We start from the raw sequence: 23,617 nt of genomic DNA, 5'->3' as shown, positions 1-23,617 counted from the left end.
ACCCGCACCCTCCCACGCCGCTCCGCGGCGCGGGCCCCTCCCTCTCCCCTCGAGGGAGAGGGGGACTTACCCGACGACAAAACGTCATACGCGTGCCGCTTAACAGCCCGCCCGCGCCGGAGTACAACGGGACCATGATCCCCGGCCTCGCCAACCGCGACACCGCGACACCGGCGCCGCTGACGCTCGATGCGCTGCAGGCGGACGGCGTGGTGCACGGCTTTTTCACCCGCCAGGGCGGGGTGAGCGCGGGCATTTACGCCGGCCTCAACTGCGGGCCCGGGTCGGGCGACGACCGGGCGTACGTCCGGCAGAACCGGCGGCGGGCGAAGGCGGCGCTGGGCCTGGATGCGGGCGATCTGGTCAGTCTGCACCAGGCGCACACGGCCGCGTGCGTCACCGTCACCCGGCCGTGGCCGGACGGCGCGCGGCCGCGTGCCGACGGCATGGCGAGCGACCGGGCGCAGGTCGCGCTCGGCGTCCTGACGGCCGATTGCGCGCCGGTGCTGTTCCACGACGCTGCGGCGGGCGTGATCGGCGCCGCGCACGCCGGCTGGCGCGGGGCGGTCGACGGCGTGCTCGACAGCACGGTCGACGCGATGGTCGCGCTGGGCGCCGAGCGGGCGCGGATCGTGGCCGGGATCGGTCCGACGATCGGCCCGCAGTCGTACGAGGTCGGCCCGGAGTTCCCGGAGCGCGTGGAACAAGGTCCGATGGCCGCCAGCGATTTCTTTCAGCCGGCCGCGCGCGACGGGCATTTCCTGTTCGACCTGCCGGGCTACGTCCGAGCCCGGCTGCTGCGCGCTCGCGTCGGGCACGCCGAATGGATCGGCGAGGACACCGTGCCGGACGCGACGCGCTTTTTCTCCTACCGGCGCGCCACGCACCGGGGGGAGGGCGACTACGGGCGTCTGCTCTCCGCCATCGCGCTCACCGGATAGGGCCGGATCGTGCTGCATTTCGACGAAGCCGAGTTCGACCGGCGCAAGCGGCGTGCGCAACAGGCGCTGGTCGCGGCCGGGCTGGACGGCCTGCTCGCCTTCAAGCCGGAGACGCAGTACTGGCTGACCGGTTTCGACAGCTTCGGCTACGTGTTCTTCCAGTGCCTCTATTTCGGCGCGGATGGGCGCACCATGCTGCTGACCCGCGCGCCCGACCTGCGCCAGGCGCAGCTGACCAGCGATATCGAAGACATCCGGATCTGGGAAGACCGGGAGGACGCCAGCCCGGCCGACCAGCTGCGCGACGTGCTGGCGGAGTTCGGCCTGCAAGGCGCGCGCCTGGGCGTGGAGACCGACACCTACGGCCTGACCGCGCGCAACGGCCGGCGCCTGGACGCCGCGATGGACGGCTTCTGCACGCTGGAAGAGGCGAACGAGACGGTAAGCCGCCTGCGCGCGGTCAAGTCCGAGGCCGAGATCGCCTACGTCCGCAAGGCGGCCGAACTGGGCGACCGGGCGTTCGAGGCGGGCCTGCAGGAGATCCGCCCCGGCGCGTTCGAGGGCGACGTGTTGGCGGCGATGCAGGGCGCGGTGTTCCGCGGCGGCGGCGACTACGCCGGCAACGAGTTCATCGTCGGCTCCGGCGATCACGCGCTGCTGTGCCGCTACCAGACCGGCCGGCGGCACCTGGAGCGGACCGACCAGCTGACCCTGGAATGGGCCGGCGTCACCAAGCGCTACCACGCCGCGCTGATGCGCACGGTCGCCGTCGGGCAGGCAAGCCCGCGCCAGCGCGACATGGCCGAGGCCGCGCACGAGGCGCTGCTGGCGGTCGAGGAGACGCTCACCCCCGGCAACACCTTCGGGGCCGGCTTCGACGCGCACGCCCGGGTGCTCGACGCCGCCGGCCTGAAGCCGCACCGGCTGAACGCCTGCGGCTATTCGCTGGGGGCGGTGTTCGCGCCCAACTGGATGGACTGGCCGATGCTCTACCACGGCAATCCGGTGGAGATCGCGCCGGGGATGGTGATTTTCGTCCACATCATCGTGGTCGACAGCGATTCGGGCTTGGCGATGTGCCCCGGGCGCACCAGCTTGATCGGCGCCCGCGGGGCGGAGCCGCTGTCCCGTCTGCCGCTCGAGCTGACGGTCGCCGGCGGATAGGCTGCGGCGCCGGTCCCTTCTAGCCCATCAGACGCCCAACAGCCGCCGCCAATCCCGGATGCTCCGCGATGCCGCACCTGATCATTTTCGTTCTCATCTGTCTTTTGGGCATGCTCGCAACGTGCGCCATCGTCGCCTGAGCGCGGCGGCGCGCGCTCTGGCGGTCGGGCTGCTGGCGCTGGCCCTGGTCGGCTGCGGCCAGCTGCCCCGGCCGTTCAAGCCGGAGATCAAGACCGGCAACGAGCTGTTGATCCTGCCCGACCGCACCGGCGTGGCCGTCGGCTCGGTCACCGGCGACCTGCCGGACGGGCAGGCGATGGCGGAAGCGATGGCGGAGGCGCTGCGCCGCGAAAACGTGCCCGCCGCGGTCGGCGTGGGCAACCGGCAGGTGCACTGGCTGTTGGGTGCGGCGGAGGTGACCGGGCGCGCCCAGGCGCGCGTTACCCGCCGGATCGTCTGGGAACTGTACGACCCGCAGGGCGACCCGGTCACCACCGTGACCCGCAGCGTCAGCCTGCCGCCCGCGGACTGGACCGCGCCGGAGCCGCTGCGCCGGGCCGCCGACGGGGCCGCGGCGGCGATCGCCGCGGCGCTGCAGGGCCCCGCGCCCGACACGGCCGGGCTGCCGGGCTATCCCGAGGGCACGGAAATCGCGATCGGCGAGGTGACCGGCCGGCCGCTGGCGCTGGCGCGCGCGCTCACCGGCGCGATGGCGGCCCAGCTGCGCCAGCGCGGCCTGCCGCTGACCGACCGCGCGGGCCCCGGCGACGTCGTGCTGAGCGGCCGGGTGCTGACCGAGCAGATGGCGAGCGCCAGCGGCCAGCGCCTGCGGGTCACCTGGACGGTGCGCCGGCAGGGCGAGCAGGAACCTCTGGGCGGTCTGAACCAGGCCAACGCGGTGCCGCAGGCCCAGCTGGACGCGCCCGACCGCCTGGCCCGGACGATCGTCGGCGCGGCCGTGCCCGGGGTGTTGCAGGTACTGCGCGAGGCCGGGCCCTGAGCCTGCCGCGTCCGGTTCGACGGGTCCGGTCCGCGGGGCCGTGAACGCCCGTTGTGCGCCGCGAAGCCAGCGTTTACAGGGCGGGTGGCCGTTGATACATTCCGCGCGCTTTCCGCCCCGGGGGACGGGCGGCCCGCTGGACGCGGGTCGCGGGCCGCCGCCCCGCGTGCAGCCGGCCGCAAGGGCACCGGGGCGTGAAGCGGCCGTTGTCCGTAACAGCACCTGCCCGCGCGCGAGACGCTGCCCCGCGCGCGCCGATCTCGGGACCGTCGTCAGATGAAAATTCTCACCGGGAACAGCAATCGGCCGCTCGCCGAAGCCATCTCGGCCTTCCTGAACTTGCCGCTCACCAAGGCCAGCGTGCGGCGGTTCTCCGATATGGAGGTGTTCGTCGAGATCAACGAGAACATGCGCGGCGAGGACGTGTTCCTGATCCAGTCGACCTGCTACCCGGCGAACGACAACCTGATGGAGCTCTTGGTCGCGCTGGACGCGCTCAAGCGCGCCTCGGCCCGCCGGGTCACCGCCGTGATCCCGTACTACGGCTACGCCCGGCAGGACCGCAAATCCGGCCCGCGCACCCCGATCTCGGCGAAGCTGGTCGCCAACCTGATCACCAGCGCCGGGGCCGACCGGGTGCTGACCCTCGACCTGCACGCCGGGCAGATCCAGGGCTTCTTCGACATCCCGACCGACAACCTGTTCGCCGCCCCGGTGTTCACCCAGGACATCGAGGAGAAGTTCGACGGCGATCCGCTGACGGTGGTCTCGCCCGACGTCGGCGGCGTGGTGCGGGCCCGCGCGATCGCCAAGCGCCTGGACGCCGATCTGGCGATCATCGACAAGCGCCGCGAGCGCGCCGGCGTCTCCGAGGTGATGCACATCATCGGCGACGTGAAGGACAAGCGCTGCATCCTGGTCGACGACATCGTCGACAGCGCGGGCACGCTGTGCAACGCGGCGCAGGCGTTGACGGACAACGGCGCCAAGGGGGTGAGCGCCTACGTCACCCACGGCGTGCTGTCCGGCGGCGCGGTCGCGCGCGTCTCCGCCTCGCCCCTGGAGGAACTGGTGATCACCGATTCCATCCCCGCGACCGAGGCGGTGCGCGTCGCCCAGAACATCCGCCAGCTCTCGATCGCCCCGCTCTTGGGCGAGGCGATGGCCCGGATCTCCGACGAACGCTCGGTCTCCAGCCTGTTCGACCTGCCGCCGGGGTAGAGGGCGGCGCTGTCCTCTCTCCTCAAGGGAGAGCGACCCGCCGCGGCGCCCTGCCTCCTGTCAAGCCAGACACCCTCTGGACATTCGGCCGGCGCGCGGGCTAAAACCCGCGCGCTCGCGTGGGCGCGCAGCACCCCTGGAGGCTGCGCCATGCGAGGACGGCGTTTCCGGCGCGATACGATCCGCGCCGGCTTTTCGCGTTTCACGACACCAAAGCCATCAGGAGCTTCGTTCAAGCGATGACCGAGACCCACACCCTGACAGCGCAGCCGCGCGAGCGGGCCGGCAAGGGGGCAGCCCGCCGCGATCGGCGCGCGGGCCGCGTGCCCGGCGTCATTTACGGCGACGGCAAGGACCCCAGCCTGTTCACCATCGATCCGGGTACCCTGGACCGTGAGCTGAACGCCCCCGGCTTCTTTACCCGGCTGTTCGAGATCCAGCTCAAGGGCAAGCGCGGCAAGCAGCTCGCGATCTGCCGCGACCTGCAGTTCGATCCGGTGACCGACCGGCCGATCCACCTCGACATGCTCCGCGTCTCGGCCAAGACCGAGGTGACCGTGCAGGTGCCGGTGCACTTCATCAACGAGGAGGAGTGCCCCGGCATGGAGCGCGGCGGCGTGCTCAACGTGGTGCGCCACGAGGTCGAGATGATCGCCCGCGCGGACAACCTGCCGGACTATCTCGAGGTCGACCTGACCGGGTACGAGATCAACGATTCGATCCACATCTCTCAGGTCGACGTGCCGGAGGGCGCGCGCCCGACGATCGACGACCGCGATTTCACGATCGCCACGATCGCCGCACCCAGCGCGGTCCGCGCCGAGGCCGCCGAGGAGCAGGAGGCCGAGGCCGAAACCGCCGAGGCGGGTGAAGAGGCCCCGGCCGAGCAGGGCTCCGGCGAGGGCTCGGGCGACGAATCGTCCGGCGGCGACCAGGGCGACGAGAACAAGGGGGAGTAACCCTCCATTCTCGACGCCCTGCGCCGTCTCTTCCAGCGCCGCCCCGGATCCGGAGACGCCTCCGGGTCCGGGGCGCGTGCGTCTGATGCGGACGCATCTGCTGCGGACGCATCTGGGACGCAGCCGTCCGGAGGTCCGCCTGTGCTGCTGTTGGTCGGGCTCGGCAATCCTGGGCCGAAGTACGAGAAGACGCGCCACAACATCGGCTTCATGGCGCTCGACGAGATCGCCCGGTCGCAGAACCTGAGCGCCTGGCGCGGCCGCTTCCAGTCGGCCGCGGCGGAGGGCTTCGTCGGCACGGAGAAGGTGCTGGCGCTGAAGCCGCAGACCTACATGAACCTGTCCGGCCAAGCGGTCGGCGAGGCGATGCGCTACTTCAAGCTGCCGGTCAGCCAAGTCGTGGTGCTGTACGACGACCTCGACCTCGCGCTCGGCAAGGTGAAGGCGAAACAGGGCGGCGGCCACGCCGGGCACAACGGCATCAAGTCGATGATCCAGCACTGCGGCGCGGACTTCTGGCGCATCCGGATGGGCATCGGCCATCCGGGCGACAAGGCTCAGGTGACCAACTACGTGCTCAGCGAGTTCGCCAAGGCGGAAACGGCCGTGGTCGACGATGTCTGCCGCGCCGTCGGCGACGAGATCCCGCGCCTGGTGCAGGGCGACGCGGAAGGCTTCATGAGCCGAGTGGCGCAGAAGGCGCCGCCGCCCAAGGCCCCCCAGGGACCGAAAGACACCACGCGCGCGAGCTGAGGCGTCAGGCCGCGAGATCCGCGCCGCCGGTTTGGCGTTGCGCACCTGAGATCCCCGAAAGAACGACGGACACCCCGATCCCATGGGCTTCAACTGCGGCATCGTCGGTTTGCCGAACGTCGGCAAGTCGACCCTGTTCAACGCGCTGACCGAGGCCGCGATCGCGGAATCGGCCAACTATCCGTTCTGCACGATCGAGCCCAACGTCGGCCGCGTGCCGGTGCCGGACCCGCGCCTCGACCAGCTGGCCGAGGTGGCGAAGTCGCAGAAGGTGATCCCGACCCAACTGGAGTTCGTCGACATCGCCGGCCTGGTGCGCGGCGCCAGCAAGGGTGAGGGGCTGGGCAACCAGTTCCTGGCCAACATCCGCGAGGTCGACGCGGTGCTCCACCTGCTGCGCTGCTTCGAGGGCGAGACGGCCCACGTCGACGGCTCGGTCGATCCGCTGCGCGACGCCGATACCGTGGAGACCGAGCTGCTGCTGGCCGACCTGGAGAGCTGCGAGAAGCAGTACGAGCAGGCCGCCAAGCGGGCCAAGCAGGGCGACAAGGAAGCGATCGCCAAGCGCGACGTGCTGGGCCCGGTGGTTGAGGGGCTGCGCGCGGGCGTCCCGGCGCGCAACGTCGAGCTCACCGCCGAGCAGCGCAAGACGCTGCAGGGCCTGCACCTGCTGACCTCGAAGCCGGTGCTGTACGTCTCCAACGTCGACGAGGGCGCGGTCGCGACCGGCAACAGCCTATCCCGGCAGGTCGAGGAACGGGCCAAGACCGAGGGCGCCGGCCACGTCGTGATCTCCGCCGAGATCGAGGCGGAGGTCGCCCAGCTGTCCGACGCGGAAGAAAAGCGCGCCTTCCTGGACGACCTGGGCCTGCGGGAAAGCGGGTTGTCGCGCACCATCAAGGAAGGCTTCCGGCTGCTGAACCTGATCACCTTCTTCACCGCCGGACCGAAGGAGGCGCACGCCTGGACCGTGCGCAACGGCGCCAACGCGCCCGAGGCCGCGGGCGTGATCCACTCCGACATGGAGCGCGGGTTCATCCGCGCGGAGACGATCTTCTGGCAGGACTTCGTCGACTGCGGCGGCGAGGCCGGCGCCAAGGAAGCCGGCAAGATGCGCGTGGAAGGCCGCGACTACACCGTCAAGGACGGCGATGTCTTCCACTTCCGCTTCAACGTGTGACAGACTGCGATCGCACCGCCGGGGTCCGCCGAGGCGCCGCGGGGGTGCACCTGTTGAGCGTTTAGGGGGACACGACAGTACTCATGGCCCAGCAGAACGCGGGCGAACAGATCCGCCTCACGGCGTCCGACGGACATCAGTTCGACGGCTATCTGGCCCGCCCGGCCGGGACGCCCAAGGCCGGCGTGATCATCTGCCAGGAAGTCTTCGGCGTGAACGACCACATCCGTGAGGTGGTCGACAGCTACGCCCGCGACGGGTACCTGACGCTGGCGCCCAGCCTGTTCGACCGGGTCGAGCGCGGCGTCGAACTCGACTACGGTCCGGACGACCTGGACCGTGGCCGCTCGATCCGCGGCCAGATCGACTGGGACGACATCGCCCTCGACGTCCAGGCCGCGGTCGACCGCCTGCGCGGCGAACTGGGCCAGGACGGCAAGGTCGGCGTGATCGGCTACGCCTGGGGCGGCGCGGTCGCCTGGCTCGCCGCCTGCCGCCTGTCGGTCGACGCGGCGGTCTCGTATTATTCGGGCCAGATCTTCGAGCTCAACGACGAAGAGCCGCAGTGCCCGATGCTGCTGCATTTCGGCGAGGAGGATCCGATCGTCGACTTCGACCAGATCGAGGCGATCCGCGCCGAGCACCCGAACGTCGTCGACCACATCTATCCCGCCGGCCACGGCTTCAATAACGACCAGACGGAAGATTACGACGAGGACAGCGCCAGCCTCGCCCGCTCGCGCACCGTCGCCTTCTTCATGGACAACATGTAGCCGGCGCTGTCGGGGCCGCCGTATTGATCGGTCGTTAGCACGGGGCGTCGGCGGGTCCCCTCTCCGCCACTGGGGGGAGACTTTTGCACACGTGCATGAGCAGCCATGTGGGGTGCATCGACACGCCGGCCTGCGGCCGGCTACTCAGCATGAAGCGGTATTTATCACATTGAAAAACCAAAACCTTCATCCTGAGTAGGACACCGCAGGTGTCCGTGTCGAAGGACGCTACACGGGCGCTACGCGAGGTGTGCAAAAGCCTCCATGGGAGGAGAAGGGGCACGGCGCGACGCCCGTTCCCTGATGCAACCAATCCCTATCGCACCACCGGTTGTCGCGGGGCGGCGGGCGCGAGGTCGGCGGCGCGCCCGGCGGCGGCTTTGCGTTCCGCCTGGCCGAGGTCGCGGGCGACCTGGCGGCGGGCCTGGCTGGCCCCGGGGACGCCGGCTTCGGCCGCGCGGATCAGGTGGGCGAGCGCGGTGACCCGGTCGGTCTCGACGCCCTCGCCGGCGAGGTAGAGCAGGCCCAGGCTCATGTGCGCGGCGGCGACGCCGTGGGCTGCGGCCTTGCGGTACAGCGCGGCGGCGCGGACCGGGTCGCGGTCGCCGCCGATCCCGCGTTCCACCAGCACACCCAGATTGTATTGCGCCCGCGCCAGGCCCTGGTCGGCGGCCTTCGCGTACCAACGCTTGGCCTTGGCGAGGTCGACCCCGTCCAGCCGGCCCTTCCGGTAGTAGCCGGCGAGCTTGAACTGCGCGCGCGCGTGGCCCTGTTTGGCCGCACGGCGGTACCATTTGGCCGCGATCTCCAGGTCGCGGTCGACCTGGACGCCGCGTTCGTGCAGCAGGGCCAGACGGTACTGCGCCTCGGCGTCGCCGCGCGCGGCGTTGATCCGGAACCATTCGGGCCCGACCCGCTCCTGCCAGGGCAGGTCGTCCCACAGGGGATCGCGCGCGGGCGTTTCGCCGGGAACCAGCAGCAGGGGCAGGGCCGCGAGCGCGGCCAATAGCGGCGCGATCGCCGCGATCCGGCGGTTAGTCGGTCGGCGCGGGGTATCCTTGTCGGTCATAGGCCTGATCCATGCGCCGGCCCTGCTGGTCCGGCAGGCGGTGGCTGTAGCACTCCACCTCCGCCAGCGTGCGGTAGCAGTAGCGCTCGGCCACCTCGGGCGGTCCGGGGGTATCGCCCAGCAGCGGCGGCTTCGAGCCCGGCTGCCAGGGATCGTACAGGCAGCCCGCCAGAAGCGGCCCCGCCAGCATCAGTCCGCCCGCGATCCGAAGCGCCCGCCAGCGCGGATGGAAACGCGTCATGTTCACAAAGCTCCTGCCCGACAAGCACGCGGCGTACGGCGCGGGTCGCGCCGACCGGGCCGCAGTCTAACGGGCAGGCTGCGAACGGGTGGTTAACGCCTTGTGCCCGATTTGCCGCCGCAGCGCCAGGGGAATGGGCTCGGGGCATGCCGGCACGCGCTAACTTATCCGCTCTCCTCCACGTGGGAGGAGAGGGTTAGGGACAGAAGGTGGCCTGCAGCATTGATGGCGAGGCACCCTCCTCGCCTAGCCCCTCCTCCCGCGGGAGGAGGGGGATGAGTGGGGGTGGAGGGACGGGCACGAACGCCCTAGATCGCCACGACCACGCGGCCCTGAACCTGGCCCTTCAGGATGTCCTTGCCGAGCTTCGGCAGCTCGTCCAGCGACGCCGTGCTGGTCATCGCGTCCAGCTTGTCCATCGGCAGGTCGCGGGCCAGTTCGCGCCAGGCGGCCTCGCGGCGCTTGTAGGCGCACATCACGCTGTCGATGCCCAGCAGGTTCACCCCGCGCAGCAGGAACGGCAGCACGGTGGTGTTGAGCTCGTTGCCGCCCGCGAGACCGACGGCCGCGACCGAGCCGCGGTAGCGCATCTGGCCCAGCACCCGGCCCAGCATGGGGCCGCCGACCGCGTCGATGCAGGCCGCCCAGGTTTCCTTTTCCAGCGGGCGCTTGCTGGGCTCGTTCAGCTCCGACCGGTCGACGATCCGGCTGGCGCCCAGGTCTGTCAGATAGGCGTGGCTCTCCGGCCGGCCGGTCACGGCGGCGACCGAATAGCCGCGCCGGGCCAGGCACGCGGTCGCGATCGAACCGACGCCGCCGGCGGCCCCGGTGACCAGTACCTCGCCCTCGCTGGTCGGCGACAGGCCGTGGTCCTCCAATTCCAGGATCGCCAGCATCGCGGTGAAGCCGGCCGTCCCGATCGCCATCGCGCGCTCGGCCGTCAGGCCGCGCGGCATCGCCACCAGCCAGTCGCCCTTCACCCGGGCGAGCTCGGCATAGCCGCCCCAGGTGGCCTCGCCGACGCGCCAGCCGGTCAGGATCACCGCGTCGCCCTGGGTCCAGGCGGGATGGTCGCTCTCCTCGACGGTGCCGGCGAAATCGATTCCGGGGACGTGCGGGAAGCTGCGCGCCAGCTTGCCGATCGAGTTCAGCACCATGCCGTCCTTGTAGTTCAGCGTGGTATGCGTGACCCGGACGGTGACGTCGCCTTCGGTGTTGGCATCCTTGATCTGCTGGGCGTCGATGTCCCGGACCTGCGGCTCCGCGCCCTCTTCGTCGATGATCAGCGCCTTGGCCATGTCCGTCTCCTCCCCATGTGCTTTGTCGTGTCTGGCGGGTTCCCGCGCGGGGACGTTTGGCGCACGCCGCGCGGGCGGTCCGGTCGTTAACCAAGTTCCGTGTAGCACGCCAGCCGGCGGGACGGCAGGGTTGGAACGGAAATTCCAGCCGATCGCCGTCGCACGGGGGTCACGCCGTGCCGGATTCCAGGATCGAGACGTAGTTGGCGACCGCCGCCCCGCCCATGTTGAACACCCCGGCGCGCCCGGCCTTGGGCAGTTGCATCGCGCCCGCTTCGCCGGTCAGCTGCATCGCCGCCATGACGTGCATCGAGACCCCGGTGGCCCCGATCGGGTGGCCCTTGGACTTCAGCCCGCCCGACGGGTTCACCGGCAGCTTGCCGTCGTTGGCCGTCCAGCCCTCCAGCGCGGCGCGCGCGCCCTGGCCGGGGGCGCACAGGCCCATCGCCTCGTATTCGATCAGTTCGGCGATGGTGAAGCAGTCGTGCGTCTCCACGAGGTCGAGATCGGCCAGGGTGAGCCCGCTCGCGTCCAGCGCGCGCGACCAAGCCTCCCGGCAGCCCTCGAACTGGGTGACATCGCGCTTGCTCATGGGCAGGAAGTCGTTGACCTGCACCGCCGTGCGCACCTTGACCGCGCGCTCCCGCCCGTGTGCCGCGTCGGGGGCGGCCAGCACCAGGGCGGCCGCGCCGTCGGAAACCAGCGAGCAGTCGGTGCGCCTGAGCGGATGGACGACCGTCGGGTTCTTGTCGCTCACGCTGCGGCAGAACTCGTAGCCCAGGTCCTTCTGCAGCTGGGCCAGCGGGTTCGCCGCGCCGTTGCGGTGGTTCTTGGCGGCGATCGCGGCCAGCGCGTCGGACTGGTCGCCGTGCTTCTGGAAGTACTGCTGCGCGATCCGGGCGAACACGCCGACGAAGCCGCCCTCGATCTCGCCCTCTTCCTTCAGGTACGCGGCCTTGAGCAGGCACTTGGCGATCTCGGCGTTGGGCAGGCCGGTCATGTGCTCGACGCCGATCACCAGCACGAACCGCGCCTGGCCCGCGCCGATCGACTTCAGGCCCGCGTGCAGCGCCGCACTGCCGGTGGCGCAGGCGTTCTCCAGATGGGTCGCCGGCTTGAAGCGGAACGCCGGATCGGCCTGCAGGACGAGCGAGGCGGGGAAGCCCTGCGGCTGGAAGCCCTCGCCGAAGGTGCCGAGCACGATCTCGTCGACGTCGCCGGGCTCGATCCCGGCGTCGTGGCAGGCCTGCACGGCGACCTGGCCGATCAGGCCCTCCGCGTCGGCGCCGTCGTGCTTGCCGAACGGCGTGTGGCTCCAGCCCAGGATCGAGGCGGTCATGGTCTTCCGGCTCCGGAGTGAGTCTTCGAGAACGACGGGTCATCCCCTCTCCTCCAAGTGGGAGGGTTAGGGAGAGGAGGTTGCCCGCGGCCGTGCAAGCTCTGGCGGCGGTCTATGAGCCTACGCCGTGCAGAGCCACCTCACCCTCGCCCTCTCCCCCCAGTGGCGGAGAGGGGACCCGCTGCAGCGCTATGCCACCGCGCGGCCGCCGAGCTGCGGGGCGATGTCGACGTTACCCTACCACACTCACAGGTAGTCGGCTTCCAGGTCGATCGAGGTGCGCTGGCCGAGGTCGTCGTAGTGCGCGGCGAGCCAGGCCTTGCCGCGGTTCTGGCCGAGCGCGCGCAGGTGGTTCAGGAAGGTCCAGTCGGCGTTCATCTTCGAGGCCGCGCCCAGTTCGCGCATCTCCGCGGCAACGTCGACCCGGTGCATCAGCACCTGCTTGTATTCGCTCGGGTCGACCTTGTGGTGGGCGAGCAGCTTGCCGACGAAGTGGATCGCCCGCATCTCGCGCATCAGCGTGGAATTGAAGGTGATCTCGTTCAGCCGGTCGACGATCTCGGGCGTGGTGGTCGGCTCGTTGTACCGCTCGATCGGGTTGATCTGGACGATCACCACGTCGCGGCTTTCGCAGTTGTAGATCAGCGGATAGATCGCCGGGTTGCCCATGTAGCCGCCGTCCCAGTACGGCTGGCCGTCGATCTCCACCGCCTGGAACAGGTGCGGCAGGCAGGCCGATGCCATCACCGCCTTGGGCGTCAGCTCGGGGTTGCGGAACACCCGGATCTTACCGGTGGCGACGTTGGTCGCGGAGATGAACAGCTGCACCTGATCGCAGCCGCGCACCAGGTCGAAGTCGACCTGGTTGTCGAGGATCTCAAGCAGCGGATTAAAGTTCATCGGGTTGAACTGGTAGGGCGACAGGAACCGGCTGACCAGGTCGAACAGCAGGTAGCCCGGCTGGACCTCCATGTTCCAGCGGTCGGCGGCGACGTCCAGCGGGGTGCGGATCATCGGGGCGAACCGGCCGGCCTCGGAGACCCGCGACCAGAACCGCTCGAGCGACTCCAGCGCGCCCTGCCGGCCGTTCTGCATCAGCCCCTCGGCCATCACGGTGGCGTTCATCGCGCCGGCGCTGGTGCCGGAGATGCCCTCGATCTGCAGCCGCTCGTCGGCGAGCAGCGTTTCCAGCACGCCCCAGGTGAACGCGCCGTGGCTGCCGCCGCCCTGCAGGGCGAGCGTGACCTTCTTGCGGTCGGCCTGCTGTCCGGCCATTCAGGCGCCCGCCCGGCTGTCGCGCCCGGCGCGGCTTTCCCGCAGCGTCTCCAGGAAGCCGACCGGCTTGCCCTGCGGCTCGCCGACCAGCTCGCCCTCGCGGGCCACGACCTGGCCGCGGACCAGCGTCATCACCGGCCAGCCGGTGCACGCCATGCCCTCGAACGGCGACCAGCCGGCCTTGCTCGCCAGCCAGTCGCGGGTGATCTCCCGCCGGGCGTGCAGGTCGACCAGCGCCAGATCCGCGTCGTAGCCGACCGCGATCCGGCCCTTGCGCATCACGTTGAAGATCCGGGCCGGCCCGGCGGAGGTCAGCTCGACCAGATGCTCCAGGCTGAGCCGGCCCTGGTCGACGTGGTCCAGCATCACCGGCAGCAGCGTCTGCACCCCCGGCATGCCGGACGGGGAGGTCGGGTAGGGCTTGGCCTTCTCCTCGGCCGTGTGCGGGGCGTGGTCGGAGCCCAGCACGTCGACGATCCGCTGGCTGATCCCGGACCAGACGCCGGCGCGGTGGCGGGCGTCGCGCACCGGCGGGTTCATCTGGGCAAAGCTGCCCAGCTCGCGGTAGCAGTCGGGCCCGGCCAGGGTCAGGTGCTGCGGCGTGGTCTCGACCGTGGCGACGTCCTTGTAGTCGGCCAGCACGGCCATCTCCTCGGCGGTGGAGATGTGCAGCACGTGCACCCGGGCGCCGTTCGCCCGGGCCAGCCGGCAGATCTGCTGGGTCGCCTGGACCGCCGCCTGGGCGTCGCGCCATTCCGGATGCATCTCCGGCTCCGCCCCGTCGGCCACCAGATGGCGGCGCTCGCGCAGGCGCGCCTCGTCCTCGGCGTGGACGGAGAAGCGGCGGGTCAGGCGCCGGGTGATCTGATCCAGGACCTCCGCCTCGTCGACCAGCAGGCTGCCGGTGGAGGCCCCCATGAAGATCTTGATCCCCGGCACCCCCGGCAGGCGCTCCAGCTCGGTCAGCCGGTCGACGTTGTCGGCCGTGGCGCCGACGAAGAACGCGTGGTCGACCCAGGCGCGGCCGCGGGCGCGGTCGAACTTGTCGGTGAGCGCGGCTTCGTCGACCGTGGGCGGCTTGGTGTTGGGCATCTCGAAGATCGAGGTGACGCCGCCCAGCGCGGCCGCGGCCGTGCCGGTCTTCAGGTCCTCCTTGTGCTCCATCCCGGGCTCGCGGAAGTGGACCTGACTGTCGATCACCCCCGGCAGCACGGTCAGGCCGGTGGCGTCGACCACGTCGCCGGCGCCGCGCTCGCTGATTTCGCCCAATTCGGCGATCCGGCCGTCCTTGACCGCGACGTCGCAGGTCATGGTGCCGCCGGGCAGCACCGCGCGGCCGCCCTTGATCAGCAGATCGTAGGTTTCCGGCATTCAGAGACTCTCCTCTCGAGCGGTTGCGCGGCTCAGGCCGTGGCGGCCCGCCGCTGCGCGCCCTGGCGCAGCGGATCGGTGCCGGACAGGCGGCCCAGCGTTTCCAGGTAGCGGCGCACGCAGGCCTGTTCGGTGTAGTCCCGGCTGTAGCGGGCATGGCCGCGGTCGACCAGCTGGCCGGCCAACGCGGGGTCGTCGATCACCCGGGTCAGCGCCTCGGCAAGCGCGGCGTCATCCTCCCGCGCCACCAGCAGCGCGTCCTCCTCCGGCCGCACCAGCCCGGCGGGGCCGGAGGCATCGGCCGCGACCAGCGGGCGGCGGTAGGCCCAGGCTTCCAGGCTGACGGTGCCGAACGGCTCGTGCCGCGACGGGAAGACAACGACGTCCGCCGCCCGGAACAGCGCGCCGCGGTCCGACCGCCAGCCGAGGAAACGCACCCGGTCGGCCACGCCGAGCTGCCGGGCCAGGTCGTGCAGGCGGTCGTGCTCCGGCCCGGATCCGGCGAGCCAGAGGTAGGCGCGCGGCTCCCGGGCCAGCGCGCGCAGCATGACGTCCAGGCCCTTGTTCACGTGCAGGCGGCTCGGCACCAGGAGCAGCGGCGCGTCGGCCGGCGTGTCGTGCGCCGCGCGGTCGGCCGGCGGCAGGTCGTCGACGGTGGCGAAGTTTTCCAACACATGCGCGCGCTGCGCCGGCCAGCCTTGGGCGATCATGTGCTGGCGAATGTGCTCGGTGATGCACAGCAGATGGTCGCAGCGCCGGTAATACTTGATGTCGTAGTAGCCGCCCAGGCGCGCGCACTTCAGGAAGTCGCCCGGCGGCATCCAGGACGCCGCCCGGTTCATGTAGGCCAGCACCACGTCCGGCCGGAATCGGGCGACCTCCCGCCTCAGCCCGCGCCGGGTGGCGAGGTCGAACCGCCCGCCGAAGCCGAGTTCGCGGGTATCCACGCCGCCCGTGCGCAGCGCCGCGGCGCGCGCCGCGTTTTCCCGGATCACCGCGCGCTGCGCCAACTCAGCGGTGCCCGCCGCCCGGGCCCGCTCGAACGCGGCGGCGAGCGAGACGAAAAACGTCTCCGCCCCGCCCTGGGGCGCGCCGGAAAGGGTCTGGAGCAGGCGCATGGCGAGACGGGACCGTGATTGAGGGCGAGGCGCGCCGTCGGTAACGGGCAACGGGCGCATGGACCGGGCGGCGACCGGTGTCCCCACTTGCATAGCGGATCGCGCCGGTCTTGTGTAGGACAGGTCGCGGTCGTCCGACCGCCATTCCCGCCCCGCCCGATCCGAACCGCGGACGTTCATGGCCGATCCAGCCCGTATCCTGGTGATCAAGCATTCCGCGCTGGGCGACTTCGTCCTGGCGACGGCCAGCTTCCAGGCGATCCGGCGCAGCCATCCGGACGCCCGGATCGTGCTGCTGACCACCAAGCCGTTCGTCCCGCTGGCCGAGGCAAGCGGCCTGTTCGACGCGGTCTGGATCGACCCGCGCGCCGGTCTGACGCGTCCGGCGGCGCTGTTCGGCGTGATCGCGCGGATACGGCAGGCGCGGTTCGACCGGATCTACGACCTGCAGCGCAGCCAGCGCACGGGTACGTACTTCTGGCTGCTGCGGCTCAGCCGGCCCGGCCGGCGCGCGCCCGAATGGGTCGGCCCGGCCCCGGGCGCCAGCCACCGCACCTCCGGCCACACCGCGCGCCGCCACATCGCCGAGCGCGAGGCCGAGCAGCTGCGCGCCGCGGGTGTCGAGGTCGGGGCGCCGGATCTTGGCTTTCTGGACAGCGACATCGCCGGCTTCGATCTGCCCGAGCGGATCGCGCTCCTGGTGCCCGGCGGCGCGCCGCACCGGCCGGCCAAGCGCTGGCCCGCGGCCAATTTTGCCGAGCTGGGCCGCTATCTGGCCGGGCAGGGGATCACGCCGGTGCTGATCGGCACCGCGGCGGAGGCGAACGAGATCGCCCAGATCCGCGCGGCCTGCCCGGCCGCGCGCGATCTGCACGGGCGCACCGGATTCGCCGACCTGGCGGCGCTCGGCCGGCGTGCGCTGGTCGCGATCGGCAACGATACCGGGCCGATGCACCTGATCGCCGCGGCGGGCGGTCGCAGCGTGGTGCTGTTCAGCCACGAAAGCGATCCCGAGCGGATCAGCCCGCGCGGGCCCTGGGTCGCGATTCGGCGCAAGCCGTCGCTGCAGGACCTGCCGGTCAAGGAGGTGATCGAGGCGCTCCCGGCGCTACAGCGGGAGGCGGCCGGCGGCTGACACAGGCCTGGACAGACCTTTCGCCAGCCGACAGCGTTGGCGGGGTTGGACAGTTTCACGCCCGCGCAATCCGGGGGATCGGCGGCGGGCACCAGCAACGGGAGAGACGACGGTGCGCGATCGTGACGACATGACCTTCTCGATGGCCGAGCACGCCCGGCGGCTGAGCGATCTGCGCCGGCGGATGGCGGAACGGCACATCGAGGTCGCGGTGATCACCGATCCCGAGAACCTCTGCTATCTGACCGAGTATCAGACCACCGGCTACTCCTACTTCCAGTGCCTGGTGGTGCCGCTGGAAGGCGAGCCGTTCATGATCACCCGGCGGCTGGAGGAGACCAACGTCCACGCGCGCACCTGGGTCGAGCTGACCCGGCCCTACTCCGACACCGGCGACGCGATCGAGACGCTGTGGCACGCGCTCAAGGAGTTCGGCCTGGACCACAACGTGATCGGCTACGAGCGCAACAGCTACTTCTTCCCGGCCTACCAGCAGGACCGGATGCGCTCGACCTTCCTGGACACCCGCTTCGTCGACATCTTCGGCATCGTCGAGGAGGGCCGGATCATCAAGTCGGATGAAGAGCTGACGGTGATGCGCCACGCCGCCCGGGCGACCGAGGCGGGCATGGAAGCCGGGATCGCGGCGGCCGCGCCCGGCGTCTACGAGAACGAGGTCGCCGCGGAGATCTGTGCCGCGATGTTCAAGGTCGGCGGGGAGTATCCGGCGGTGCTGCCCTACGTCACCAGCGGACCGCGCACCCTGATTGGCCACGCCACCTGGGAAGGCCGCCGGATCGAGCGCGACGAGGTCGTGTTCCTGGAAGTGGGCGGCTGCTTCCGGCGCTATCACACCGCGATGATGCGCACCGTGTTCACCGGCGACCCGCCGAAGGTCGTGCGCCAGGCCGCCGGCATCGTGAAGGAGGCGCGCGCGCACCTCTTGGACGCGATCCGCCCCGGCATGACGGCGGGCGAGATCGACCAGCTCAACCACAACATCATCAACGACAACAAGCTGGGCGGCTATCTGATCACCCGTGCGGGCTATTCGATCGGCATCGCCTTCCCGCCCAGCTGGGACGAGGGCTACATCCTGTCGCTCAAGAGCGGCGAGAACACGCACCTGCAGCCGGGCATGACCCTGCACCTGCTGCCCTGGATCTACGGCGTGGCGGACACGTACCTGGTCGGCATGTCGGAAACCATCCAGGTGACCGAGGACGGCTGCGAGTCCTTCTTCTCCAAGCCGCCGGCCGAACTGGTCACGCGGACCTGACGCGCGGCGGTCTGCCGGCCGCCCGGGTTTGCGGGCCAGCCGGCCGACCGGCCGCTATCCGCTGTCATCGAATCGTAAAGCGCGCGGGCGTTGTCCGCGCGCGCCCGGATCGCCATACCAATGGCGCGGTCGAACGAGGGGAATTGCATCATGGCGGTCCAAACCGCGGACACCGGCCACCACACCGGTCAAGACACCGGGCCCCCGGGCCCGCTGCGGCGCGGCCTAAAGTATCTGGGCGACCTCAAGGCCTCCGTGGTCGATACCGGGCACACGGCGCCGGACATCGCGCAGTCGCCCGGCCTGCGGGCCCTGCGGCGCACGGAAAAGGCGCTGTCGGTACCGCTGCTCGGCCTGATCGTCGGCGTCTATGCCGTGCTCGGCGGACTGGTCGTGCTCGTCTTCGGCGGCTTCCTGTACGCGCTGGTGATGGCGTAGGCGGCGCCCGCTTGCCCGACATGGCACCGCTTCTCAAGGCGGATTCCCGCGGCTAGAGTGGCGGCGAGGCTGCGGTCTCGCTTGGACTACACGACCCCCGGGGGGACACGATGAAGCGGTCGCTTACACGCGCGCTGCGCCGGACGGGTGTGCTGGGCGGGCTGGCGGCGGTCGCCGCGGCCGGCATGCTCGCGGCGACGGCACCCGACGCGCGGGCACACGACGCCGAGCTCGAGGTTGGCCTGCTGCTGCCGTTCACCGGGCAGTACGCCTGGGTCGGCAGCAACGTTCAGCCGGTCGCGCAGATGGTCGCCGACGAGGTCAACCAGGCGGGCGGCATCGCCGGTCACGAGATCGCCTTCGTCCAGGGCGATACCGAGGGGGTGGTCGACGCCGGCACCACGGCCGCGCAAAAGCTGGTCAACGTCAACAACGTGCTGGCGATCGTCGGGCCGACCTCGCTGTCCTTCTCCGGCGCCCGCCAGGTCATCCTGCAGAACGACGTCCCGATGGTATCGCCGACCGCGGGCACGACCGCGCTCGACCGGGCGTGCCGGGACGTCTGCTTCCGGACCGTGCCCTCCGACAGTCTGGGCGGGCGCGCGATCGCCCGCGCGGCCACCGACCCGCAGTATCTCGCGGGCGACCAAGCCACCCGCAAGCCGGTGCTGATGGTCGGCAACGCGCCGGCGATGGTGTCGTTCAAGCAGCCGATCGCCCGGGCCTTCGACACGTACGGCGCGCCGGTTGCGGAGACGATCACCTACACCCCGGGCAAGCCCAGCTACCGCAGCGAGGTGCGCGGCGCGCTCGCCAACGATCCGGATTCGATTGTCCTGGTCGGCACGCCCGAGGATACCGCGCGGATCATGACCAACGCCTTCCAGGCCGGCTACCAGGGCCGCTGGTTCGTCACCCAGGACCAGACCAACTCGGACTTCATCGAACTGGCCGGCGCGCGACTTGTGGAGGGCATCTACGGTCTGGAAGAGGTGTCGTCCGACGCGAGCGCGGAGCGCAACCGCGCGTTCGAACAGCGCTTCCGCGACTACGCCGGAGCGGATCCGCAGATCTTCGCCACCAACACCTTCGACGCGATGAACGTGGTCGCGCTCGCCATGCTGCGCGCGCATTTAAGGGATGGCGAGGTTACCCGCGCGAACCTCGCCGCCAACATCGAGCGGATCGCCAACCCGGGCGCGGGAAAGATCACCGTCCACGACTACACCGCCGGCGCCAAGGTGCTGAGGGACGGCGGCGAGGTGAACTATGACGGGCTGGTCGGGCCGACCGACTTCGACGCCTGGGGCAACATCACCGCCCCGTTCGGCATCCGCCAGGTGCAGAACGGCCGCTGGACCACCGTCTCCACCATTGCAGCCGACGCGCTGAATTAAGCCTCGGTTCCAGGCGCCGGGGCACGGCGGTGGCAGCGGGTCCCCTCTCCGTCCCTGGAAGGAGAGGGCCAGGGTGAGGTAGGTCCGCACCCGGTCTCGGCCTAAAGACGCCGCGCGCGGGTGCTGCCGAGGTCACCTCCTTAGCCTGGCCCACGTCTCCCACGCGAGGAGAGGCAACCCGCCAACACAGCCGTCCCGGCTCTCGGATCCCAAATGGACCTGAACGCTTTCCTGCAGACCCTGGTGTACGGCCTGGCGCTGGGCGGGACGATCGCGGTCAGCGCGGTCGGGCTGACGCTGTCCTACGGCGTGACCCGCTTCATCAACTTCGCTTACGGCGAGTTCCTGACCCTGGGCGCCTATGCGACGCTCGCGCTCGCCGGGGCCGGGTTGGCGCTGCCGCTGGCGGGCGCGGTCAGCGTGGTCGCCGTCGGCCTGGCGGGGGTGGCGATCGCGCGCCTGGCGTTCGACCCGCTGATGCACCGGGGTCTGCTGCCGCTGCTGGTCACCAGCGTCGGTCTCGCCTTCGTGCTGCACAACATGGTGCGCATGGTGGCCGGCGCGAACCCGCTGCGCTTTCCCCTGCCGCTGATGCGCCCCTGGGAGGTTGCCGGCGTGTTCGTTCCCAGGGAGCAGGTCGCGACCATCGCGGTCGCCCTGGTCGCCATGGCGCTGGTCCACCTGCTGCTCAGCCGGAGCCTGCTGGGCAAGAGCATGCGCGCGGTCGCCGACGACGCCGCCCTGGCACGCTCCGCCGGGGTCGCCGCGCCGCGGGTGCTGGCGGCGACCTGGTTCCTGTCGGCGGCGATCGGTGCGTTGGGCGGCATCCTGCTGGCGGTCACGCAGGTCACGCTGGACCCGGCCATGGGCTGGCGTTTCCTGCTTGTGGTGTTCGCGGCCGTGCTGCTGGGCGGGATCGGCAGCCCCTACGGCGCCATGCTGGGCGGGCTGATCGTCGGCCTGGGGGTCGAGCTGGGCGCGACCTACGTCTCCGCGGACTACGCCTACGCGTTCGCCTTCGTGCTGTTGATCCTGGTGCTGCTGGCGCGCCCGCGGGGCCTGATGGGCGGGCGGACCTAGGCGCATGGACCTGCTCGCGTTCGCCACCTCGCTGATCACGCTGGGGCTGATCTACGGTCTGCTGGCGGTTGGGCTGAACGTCCAGTTCGGGTTCGCCGGCGTGCTCAATTTCGGCTACGTCGCCTTCTTCGCCGTCGGCGCGTTCACCAGCGCGCTCGCCACCCTGCCGCCGCCCGGCTCCCCGGCGTACGTGGAGGCGGGCGCGCAGTACGCGCTTGGCCTCGACCTGCCGTGGCTCGCCGGGTTCGCGCTCGCGGGGCTGGCCGGCGGGCTGCTGGCGCTGGTGATCGGCCTGACGTCGGTGCGCTTGCGCACCCACTACCTCGCCGTCGCCAGCTTCGCGATGGCGGAGGTCGTGCGCTACGCCTTGTCGAACGAGACTTGGCTGACCCGCGGGGAGTTCGGCATCTCCGGCATCCCGCAGCCCGGCCACGGTACGTACGTGCCAACGGAGCTATACGCGTACGCCTATCTGGTCGGCTGCGTCGCGATCGTCGGCGGGCTGGTCTGGGCCGTCCGGCAGGCCAGCGAACTGCCGTTCGGCCGGTTGCTGCGCGCGATCCGGGATGACGAGCTGGCGGCCCGGACGCTCGGCAAGCGTACGGCCCGTACCAAGCTGCAGGCGCTGATGATCGGTGGCGCGCTGGGCGGTCTGGCCGGCAGTCTGTGGACGCATTCCCTGGGCGTCGTCCATGTCGGCCAGTTCGTCCCGATCGTGACCTTCCAGATCTGGCTGGCAATGCTGTTGGGCGGCACGGGCAACCATCTGGGCGTGCTGATCGGCGCGTTCCTGCTGATCGTCATCCGGGAAGGTACGCGCTTCCTGGACGCCGTGCCGGGCCTGAGCGCGGTTGCCGAGAGCAACCCCAGCTTCGTGCCGTCGCTGCGGTTCGTCCTGATCGGGCTGTTGCTGATGGTCGTGGTGCGCTTCTTCCCGCACGGCGTCCGGCCGGACCGTCCGCGCACGGCGCCGGCGTTCACCGGCGACCTGCCCGCGGTCGCCGCGGCACAGGCGGCGCAGGACGCTGTGGAGGGCCCGATCCTGAGCGTGCGCGCCGTCACCAAGCGCTTCGGCGGGCTGGCGGCGGTCGACGGCGCCAGCCTGGACGTCGCACGCGGGCGGATCACCGGCCTGATCGGACCCAACGGGGCGGGCAAGTCGACCCTGCTCGATCTGGTCAGCGGGGTGCAGCGTCCCGACGCCGGCACCGTCTACCTGAACCGGCGGCCGATCGCCGCGCTGCCGCCGGAAGCAACCGCCCAGGCCGGGCTGGCGCGCACCTTCCAGAACCCCCGGCTGTTCGGGCACCTGACGGTCTGGGAAAACCTGATGGTCGCCGGCGCGGACGCGCGCAGCGAGAGCCTGGCGACGACCTGGCTGCGCGTCGCCGGCCGCCGCGCGCTGGAGCACGAGATCGCCGGCCGGGCCGAAGCGGTGCTGGCGTTCCTGGCGCTGAGCGGGCTGCGCGACGAGCCGGCCGCCCACCTCTCCGGCGGACAGCGCAAGCTGCTCGACCTCGGCCGGCAGATGATCCGCCGGCCCAGCCTGATGCTGCTCGACGAGCCGGCGGCGGGCGTCAACCGGACGCTGGCGAACCGGATCTTCGAGCACATCGGCGAACTGAACCGTCAGGGCACCTCCTTCCTGATCGTGGAGCACGAGATGGATCTGGTGATGCGGTGGTGCGACCGCGTGATCGTGATGCACCAGGGCGGCGTCCTGGCCCAGGGCACGCCGGCCGAGGTGCAGCGCGACCCGGCCGTGATCGAGGCATACCTGGGCGGGGGCCGTGCGGCATGAGCGGGGATCCCGCGACCGATCCACCGGTTCTGCAGGTCGAGGGGCTGGATGCCGGCTACGGCGACCTGCAGATCCTGTTCGCCGTCGACATCGCCGTGGCACCGGGGGAGCAGGTGCTGCTGTTCGGCCCTAACGGGGCGGGCAAGTCGACCCTGATCAAGGCGCTCGCCCGCCAGATCGTCCCGTCGGCCGGCCGGGTGCAGCTGAACGGGCGCGCGACCGCTGGGCTTGCGCCGGAGGCGCTGGCCGCCGCCGGTCTCGGTTACGTCCCGCAGGTCGCCAACGTGTTCACCACCCTCAGCGTGCGCGAGAACCTGGAAATCGGCGGCGTGCGCCTGGCCGGTCGACGCCGGCGCCAGCGGATCGCCGACATGGGCGAGCTGTTCCCGCGGCTGGCCGAACGGCTGGACCAACGCGCCGGGACGCTGTCCGGCGGTGAGCGGCAGATGCTGGCGCTCGCCCGCGCGCTGATGCCGGAGCCGTCTGTGATCCTGCTGGACGAGCCGTCGGCCGGGATCGCGCCCGCGTTGGTCAGCCGCATCTTCGACATGGTGGCCGGCCTGCGCGCGACCGGGACCAGCGTCGTGATGGTGGAGCAGAACGCCAAGCAGGCGCTCGCCTACGTCGACCGCGCGGTCTTGATGGAAGGCGGCCGGGTGCGGCTTCAGGACAGCGCCGACGCGCTTTTGCACCGGGCGGACATCGGGGCGCTTTATCTCGGCACGTCGAGCGCGAGCTGATAGCCTGCCAACGGCGTCACGAAATCTGCAAGACCAACGAACGGG

At 70.9% G+C, this 23,617-nt stretch carries 22 protein-coding genes; 15 read left to right on the top strand and 7 right to left on the bottom strand.

Annotated features, from left to right (window positions below; all coding sequences use genetic code 11):
* Positions 1 to 92: 92 nt before the first annotated feature.
* The 8 genes from pgeF to CKO28_RS15630 all read left to right on the top strand — a co-directional run bounded on the left by pgeF (position 93) and on the right by CKO28_RS15630 (position 7,991).
* Positions 93 to 941 (top strand): peptidoglycan editing factor PgeF, encoded by an 849-nt coding sequence (gene pgeF / locus CKO28_RS15665; protein ID WP_338050145.1) that lies wholly within the window; start codon positions 93 to 95, stop codon positions 939 to 941.
* Between the two features lie 9 nt (positions 942 to 950).
* Positions 951 to 2,105, top strand: coding sequence for a M24 family metallopeptidase (locus CKO28_RS15660; RefSeq protein WP_437127635.1), 1,155 nt, complete (start codon positions 951 to 953; stop codon positions 2,103 to 2,105).
* A 121-nt stretch (positions 2,106 to 2,226) separates the two neighbouring features.
* Positions 2,227 to 3,105 (top strand): hypothetical protein, encoded by an 879-nt coding sequence (locus CKO28_RS15655; protein ID WP_200341740.1) that lies wholly within the window; start codon positions 2,227 to 2,229, stop codon positions 3,103 to 3,105.
* A 276-nt stretch (positions 3,106 to 3,381) separates the two neighbouring features.
* Entirely contained in the window at positions 3,382 to 4,326 is a 945-nt protein-coding gene (locus tag CKO28_RS15650) for a ribose-phosphate pyrophosphokinase (RefSeq protein ID WP_200341739.1), read from the top strand.
* A gap of 239 nt (positions 4,327 to 4,565) precedes the next feature.
* Positions 4,566 to 5,285 (top strand): 50S ribosomal protein L25/general stress protein Ctc, encoded by a 720-nt coding sequence (locus tag CKO28_RS15645; protein WP_200341738.1) that lies wholly within the window; start codon positions 4,566 to 4,568, stop codon positions 5,283 to 5,285.
* A 141-nt stretch (positions 5,286 to 5,426) separates the two neighbouring features.
* A complete protein-coding gene (gene pth, locus CKO28_RS15640; RefSeq protein ID WP_200341737.1) occupies positions 5,427 to 6,038 on the top strand; it encodes an aminoacyl-tRNA hydrolase in 612 nt (203 codons plus the stop codon).
* A gap of 82 nt (positions 6,039 to 6,120) precedes the next feature.
* Positions 6,121 to 7,218 carry a redox-regulated ATPase YchF gene (gene ychF, locus CKO28_RS15635; RefSeq protein WP_200341736.1) on the top strand — a complete coding sequence of 366 codons (1,098 nt, stop codon included), beginning with the start codon at positions 6,121 to 6,123 and terminating at the stop codon, positions 7,216 to 7,218.
* Positions 7,219 to 7,301: 83 nt separating this feature from the next.
* Complete coding sequence (locus tag CKO28_RS15630; protein WP_200341735.1) at positions 7,302 to 7,991, top strand: dienelactone hydrolase family protein; 690 nt, start codon at positions 7,302 to 7,304, stop codon at positions 7,989 to 7,991.
* A 316-nt stretch (positions 7,992 to 8,307) separates the two neighbouring features.
* Here CKO28_RS15630 and CKO28_RS15625 read toward each other — a convergent pair whose 3' ends face one another.
* The 7 genes from CKO28_RS15625 to CKO28_RS15595 form a co-directional block, all read right to left on the bottom strand.
* Positions 8,308 to 9,060, bottom strand: a complete 753-nt coding sequence (locus CKO28_RS15625) for a tetratricopeptide repeat protein (RefSeq protein ID WP_200341734.1) — start codon at positions 9,058 to 9,060, stop codon at positions 8,308 to 8,310.
* The gene (locus tag CKO28_RS15620; RefSeq protein ID WP_200341733.1) at positions 9,026 to 9,301 is read right to left on the bottom strand and encodes a hypothetical protein; all 276 of its coding nucleotides are present in this window, start codon (positions 9,299 to 9,301) and stop codon (positions 9,026 to 9,028) included. Before CKO28_RS15620 ends, CKO28_RS15625 begins: the two co-directional genes overlap by 35 nt.
* A 308-nt stretch (positions 9,302 to 9,609) precedes the next feature.
* Positions 9,610 to 10,599: an MDR family oxidoreductase gene (locus CKO28_RS15615; protein WP_200341732.1), complete on the bottom strand. Its 990-nt coding sequence runs from the start codon at positions 10,597 to 10,599 to the stop codon at positions 9,610 to 9,612.
* A gap of 169 nt (positions 10,600 to 10,768) precedes the next feature.
* Positions 10,769 to 11,938 carry an acetyl-CoA acetyltransferase gene (locus tag CKO28_RS15610; protein ID WP_200341731.1) on the bottom strand — a complete coding sequence of 390 codons (1,170 nt, stop codon included), beginning with the start codon at positions 11,936 to 11,938 and terminating at the stop codon, positions 10,769 to 10,771.
* A 246-nt stretch (positions 11,939 to 12,184) separates the two neighbouring features.
* Complete coding sequence (locus CKO28_RS15605; protein ID WP_200341730.1) at positions 12,185 to 13,213, bottom strand: patatin-like phospholipase family protein; 1,029 nt, start codon at positions 13,211 to 13,213, stop codon at positions 12,185 to 12,187.
* On the bottom strand, positions 13,214 to 14,584 hold the full coding sequence (locus tag CKO28_RS15600) for a dihydroorotase (protein WP_200341729.1): 1,371 nt from the start codon (positions 14,582 to 14,584) through the stop codon (positions 13,214 to 13,216).
* Positions 14,585 to 14,616: 32 nt separating this feature from the next.
* Positions 14,617 to 15,702, bottom strand: a complete 1,086-nt coding sequence (locus CKO28_RS15595; RefSeq protein ID WP_200341728.1) for a glycosyltransferase — start codon at positions 15,700 to 15,702, stop codon at positions 14,617 to 14,619.
* Between the two features lie 178 nt (positions 15,703 to 15,880).
* Between CKO28_RS15595 and CKO28_RS15590 the strand changes: the two genes are divergently transcribed.
* The 7 genes from CKO28_RS15590 to CKO28_RS15560 all read left to right on the top strand — a co-directional run bounded on the left by CKO28_RS15590 (position 15,881) and on the right by CKO28_RS15560 (position 23,572).
* On the top strand, positions 15,881 to 16,837 hold the full coding sequence (locus tag CKO28_RS15590) for a glycosyltransferase family 9 protein (RefSeq protein WP_200341727.1): 957 nt from the start codon (positions 15,881 to 15,883) through the stop codon (positions 16,835 to 16,837).
* A gap of 112 nt (positions 16,838 to 16,949) precedes the next feature.
* Complete coding sequence (doeA, locus tag CKO28_RS15585) at positions 16,950 to 18,116, top strand: ectoine hydrolase (protein ID WP_200341726.1); 1,167 nt, start codon at positions 16,950 to 16,952, stop codon at positions 18,114 to 18,116.
* 150 nt (positions 18,117 to 18,266) lie between these two features.
* Positions 18,267 to 18,554, top strand: a complete 288-nt coding sequence (locus tag CKO28_RS15580; protein ID WP_200341725.1) for a hypothetical protein — start codon at positions 18,267 to 18,269, stop codon at positions 18,552 to 18,554.
* A 110-nt stretch (positions 18,555 to 18,664) separates the two neighbouring features.
* A complete protein-coding gene (locus tag CKO28_RS15575) occupies positions 18,665 to 19,951 on the top strand; it encodes an ABC transporter substrate-binding protein (RefSeq protein WP_200341724.1) in 1,287 nt (428 codons plus the stop codon).
* A gap of 213 nt (positions 19,952 to 20,164) precedes the next feature.
* Positions 20,165 to 21,031, top strand: a complete 867-nt coding sequence (locus CKO28_RS15570) for a branched-chain amino acid ABC transporter permease (protein ID WP_200341723.1) — start codon at positions 20,165 to 20,167, stop codon at positions 21,029 to 21,031.
* 4 nt (positions 21,032 to 21,035) lie between these two features.
* Positions 21,036 to 22,832: a branched-chain amino acid ABC transporter ATP-binding protein/permease gene (locus CKO28_RS15565; protein ID WP_200341722.1), complete on the top strand. Its 1,797-nt coding sequence runs from the start codon at positions 21,036 to 21,038 to the stop codon at positions 22,830 to 22,832.
* A complete protein-coding gene (locus tag CKO28_RS15560) occupies positions 22,829 to 23,572 on the top strand; it encodes an ABC transporter ATP-binding protein (protein WP_200341721.1) in 744 nt (247 codons plus the stop codon). Before CKO28_RS15565 ends, CKO28_RS15560 begins: the two co-directional genes overlap by 4 nt.
* Positions 23,573 to 23,617: the final 45 nt, after the last annotated feature.

This window comes from Rhodovibrio sodomensis (assembly GCF_016583645.1).
Taxonomy (GTDB): Bacteria; Pseudomonadota; Alphaproteobacteria; order Kiloniellales; family Rhodovibrionaceae; genus Rhodovibrio; species Rhodovibrio sodomensis.
This window is presented reverse-complemented; position numbering and strand designations above follow the sequence as displayed.

Excerpts from the sequence above, each read along its gene's own strand:
- CKO28_RS15650 (WP_200341739.1), top strand. The coding sequence starts at position 3,382 with ATGAAAATTCTCACCGGGAACAGCAATCGGCCGCTCGCCGAAGCCATC.
- CKO28_RS15645 (WP_200341738.1), top strand. The coding sequence starts at position 4,566 with ATGACCGAGACCCACACCCTGACAGCGCAGCCGCGCGAGCGGGCCGGC.
- ychF (WP_200341736.1), top strand. The coding sequence starts at position 6,121 with ATGGGCTTCAACTGCGGCATCGTCGGTTTGCCGAACGTCGGCAAGTCG.
- CKO28_RS15630 (WP_200341735.1), top strand. The coding sequence starts at position 7,302 with ATGGCCCAGCAGAACGCGGGCGAACAGATCCGCCTCACGGCGTCCGAC.
- CKO28_RS15625 (WP_200341734.1), bottom strand. The coding sequence starts at position 9,060 with ATGACCGACAAGGATACCCCGCGCCGACCGACTAACCGCCGGATCGCG.
- CKO28_RS15620 (WP_200341733.1), bottom strand. The coding sequence starts at position 9,301 with ATGACGCGTTTCCATCCGCGCTGGCGGGCGCTTCGGATCGCGGGCGGA.
- CKO28_RS15615 (WP_200341732.1), bottom strand. The coding sequence starts at position 10,599 with ATGGCCAAGGCGCTGATCATCGACGAAGAGGGCGCGGAGCCGCAGGTC.
- CKO28_RS15610 (WP_200341731.1), bottom strand. The coding sequence starts at position 11,938 with ATGACCGCCTCGATCCTGGGCTGGAGCCACACGCCGTTCGGCAAGCAC.
- CKO28_RS15605 (WP_200341730.1), bottom strand. The coding sequence starts at position 13,213 with ATGGCCGGACAGCAGGCCGACCGCAAGAAGGTCACGCTCGCCCTGCAG.
- CKO28_RS15600 (WP_200341729.1), bottom strand. The coding sequence starts at position 14,584 with ATGCCGGAAACCTACGATCTGCTGATCAAGGGCGGCCGCGCGGTGCTG.
- CKO28_RS15595 (WP_200341728.1), bottom strand. The coding sequence starts at position 15,702 with ATGCGCCTGCTCCAGACCCTTTCCGGCGCGCCCCAGGGCGGGGCGGAG.
- CKO28_RS15590 (WP_200341727.1), top strand. The coding sequence starts at position 15,881 with ATGGCCGATCCAGCCCGTATCCTGGTGATCAAGCATTCCGCGCTGGGC.
- CKO28_RS15580 (WP_200341725.1), top strand. The coding sequence starts at position 18,267 with ATGGCGGTCCAAACCGCGGACACCGGCCACCACACCGGTCAAGACACC.
- CKO28_RS15575 (WP_200341724.1), top strand. The coding sequence starts at position 18,665 with ATGAAGCGGTCGCTTACACGCGCGCTGCGCCGGACGGGTGTGCTGGGC.
- CKO28_RS15570 (WP_200341723.1), top strand. The coding sequence starts at position 20,165 with ATGGACCTGAACGCTTTCCTGCAGACCCTGGTGTACGGCCTGGCGCTG.
- CKO28_RS15565 (WP_200341722.1), top strand. The coding sequence starts at position 21,036 with ATGGACCTGCTCGCGTTCGCCACCTCGCTGATCACGCTGGGGCTGATC.
- CKO28_RS15560 (WP_200341721.1), top strand. The coding sequence starts at position 22,829 with ATGAGCGGGGATCCCGCGACCGATCCACCGGTTCTGCAGGTCGAGGGG.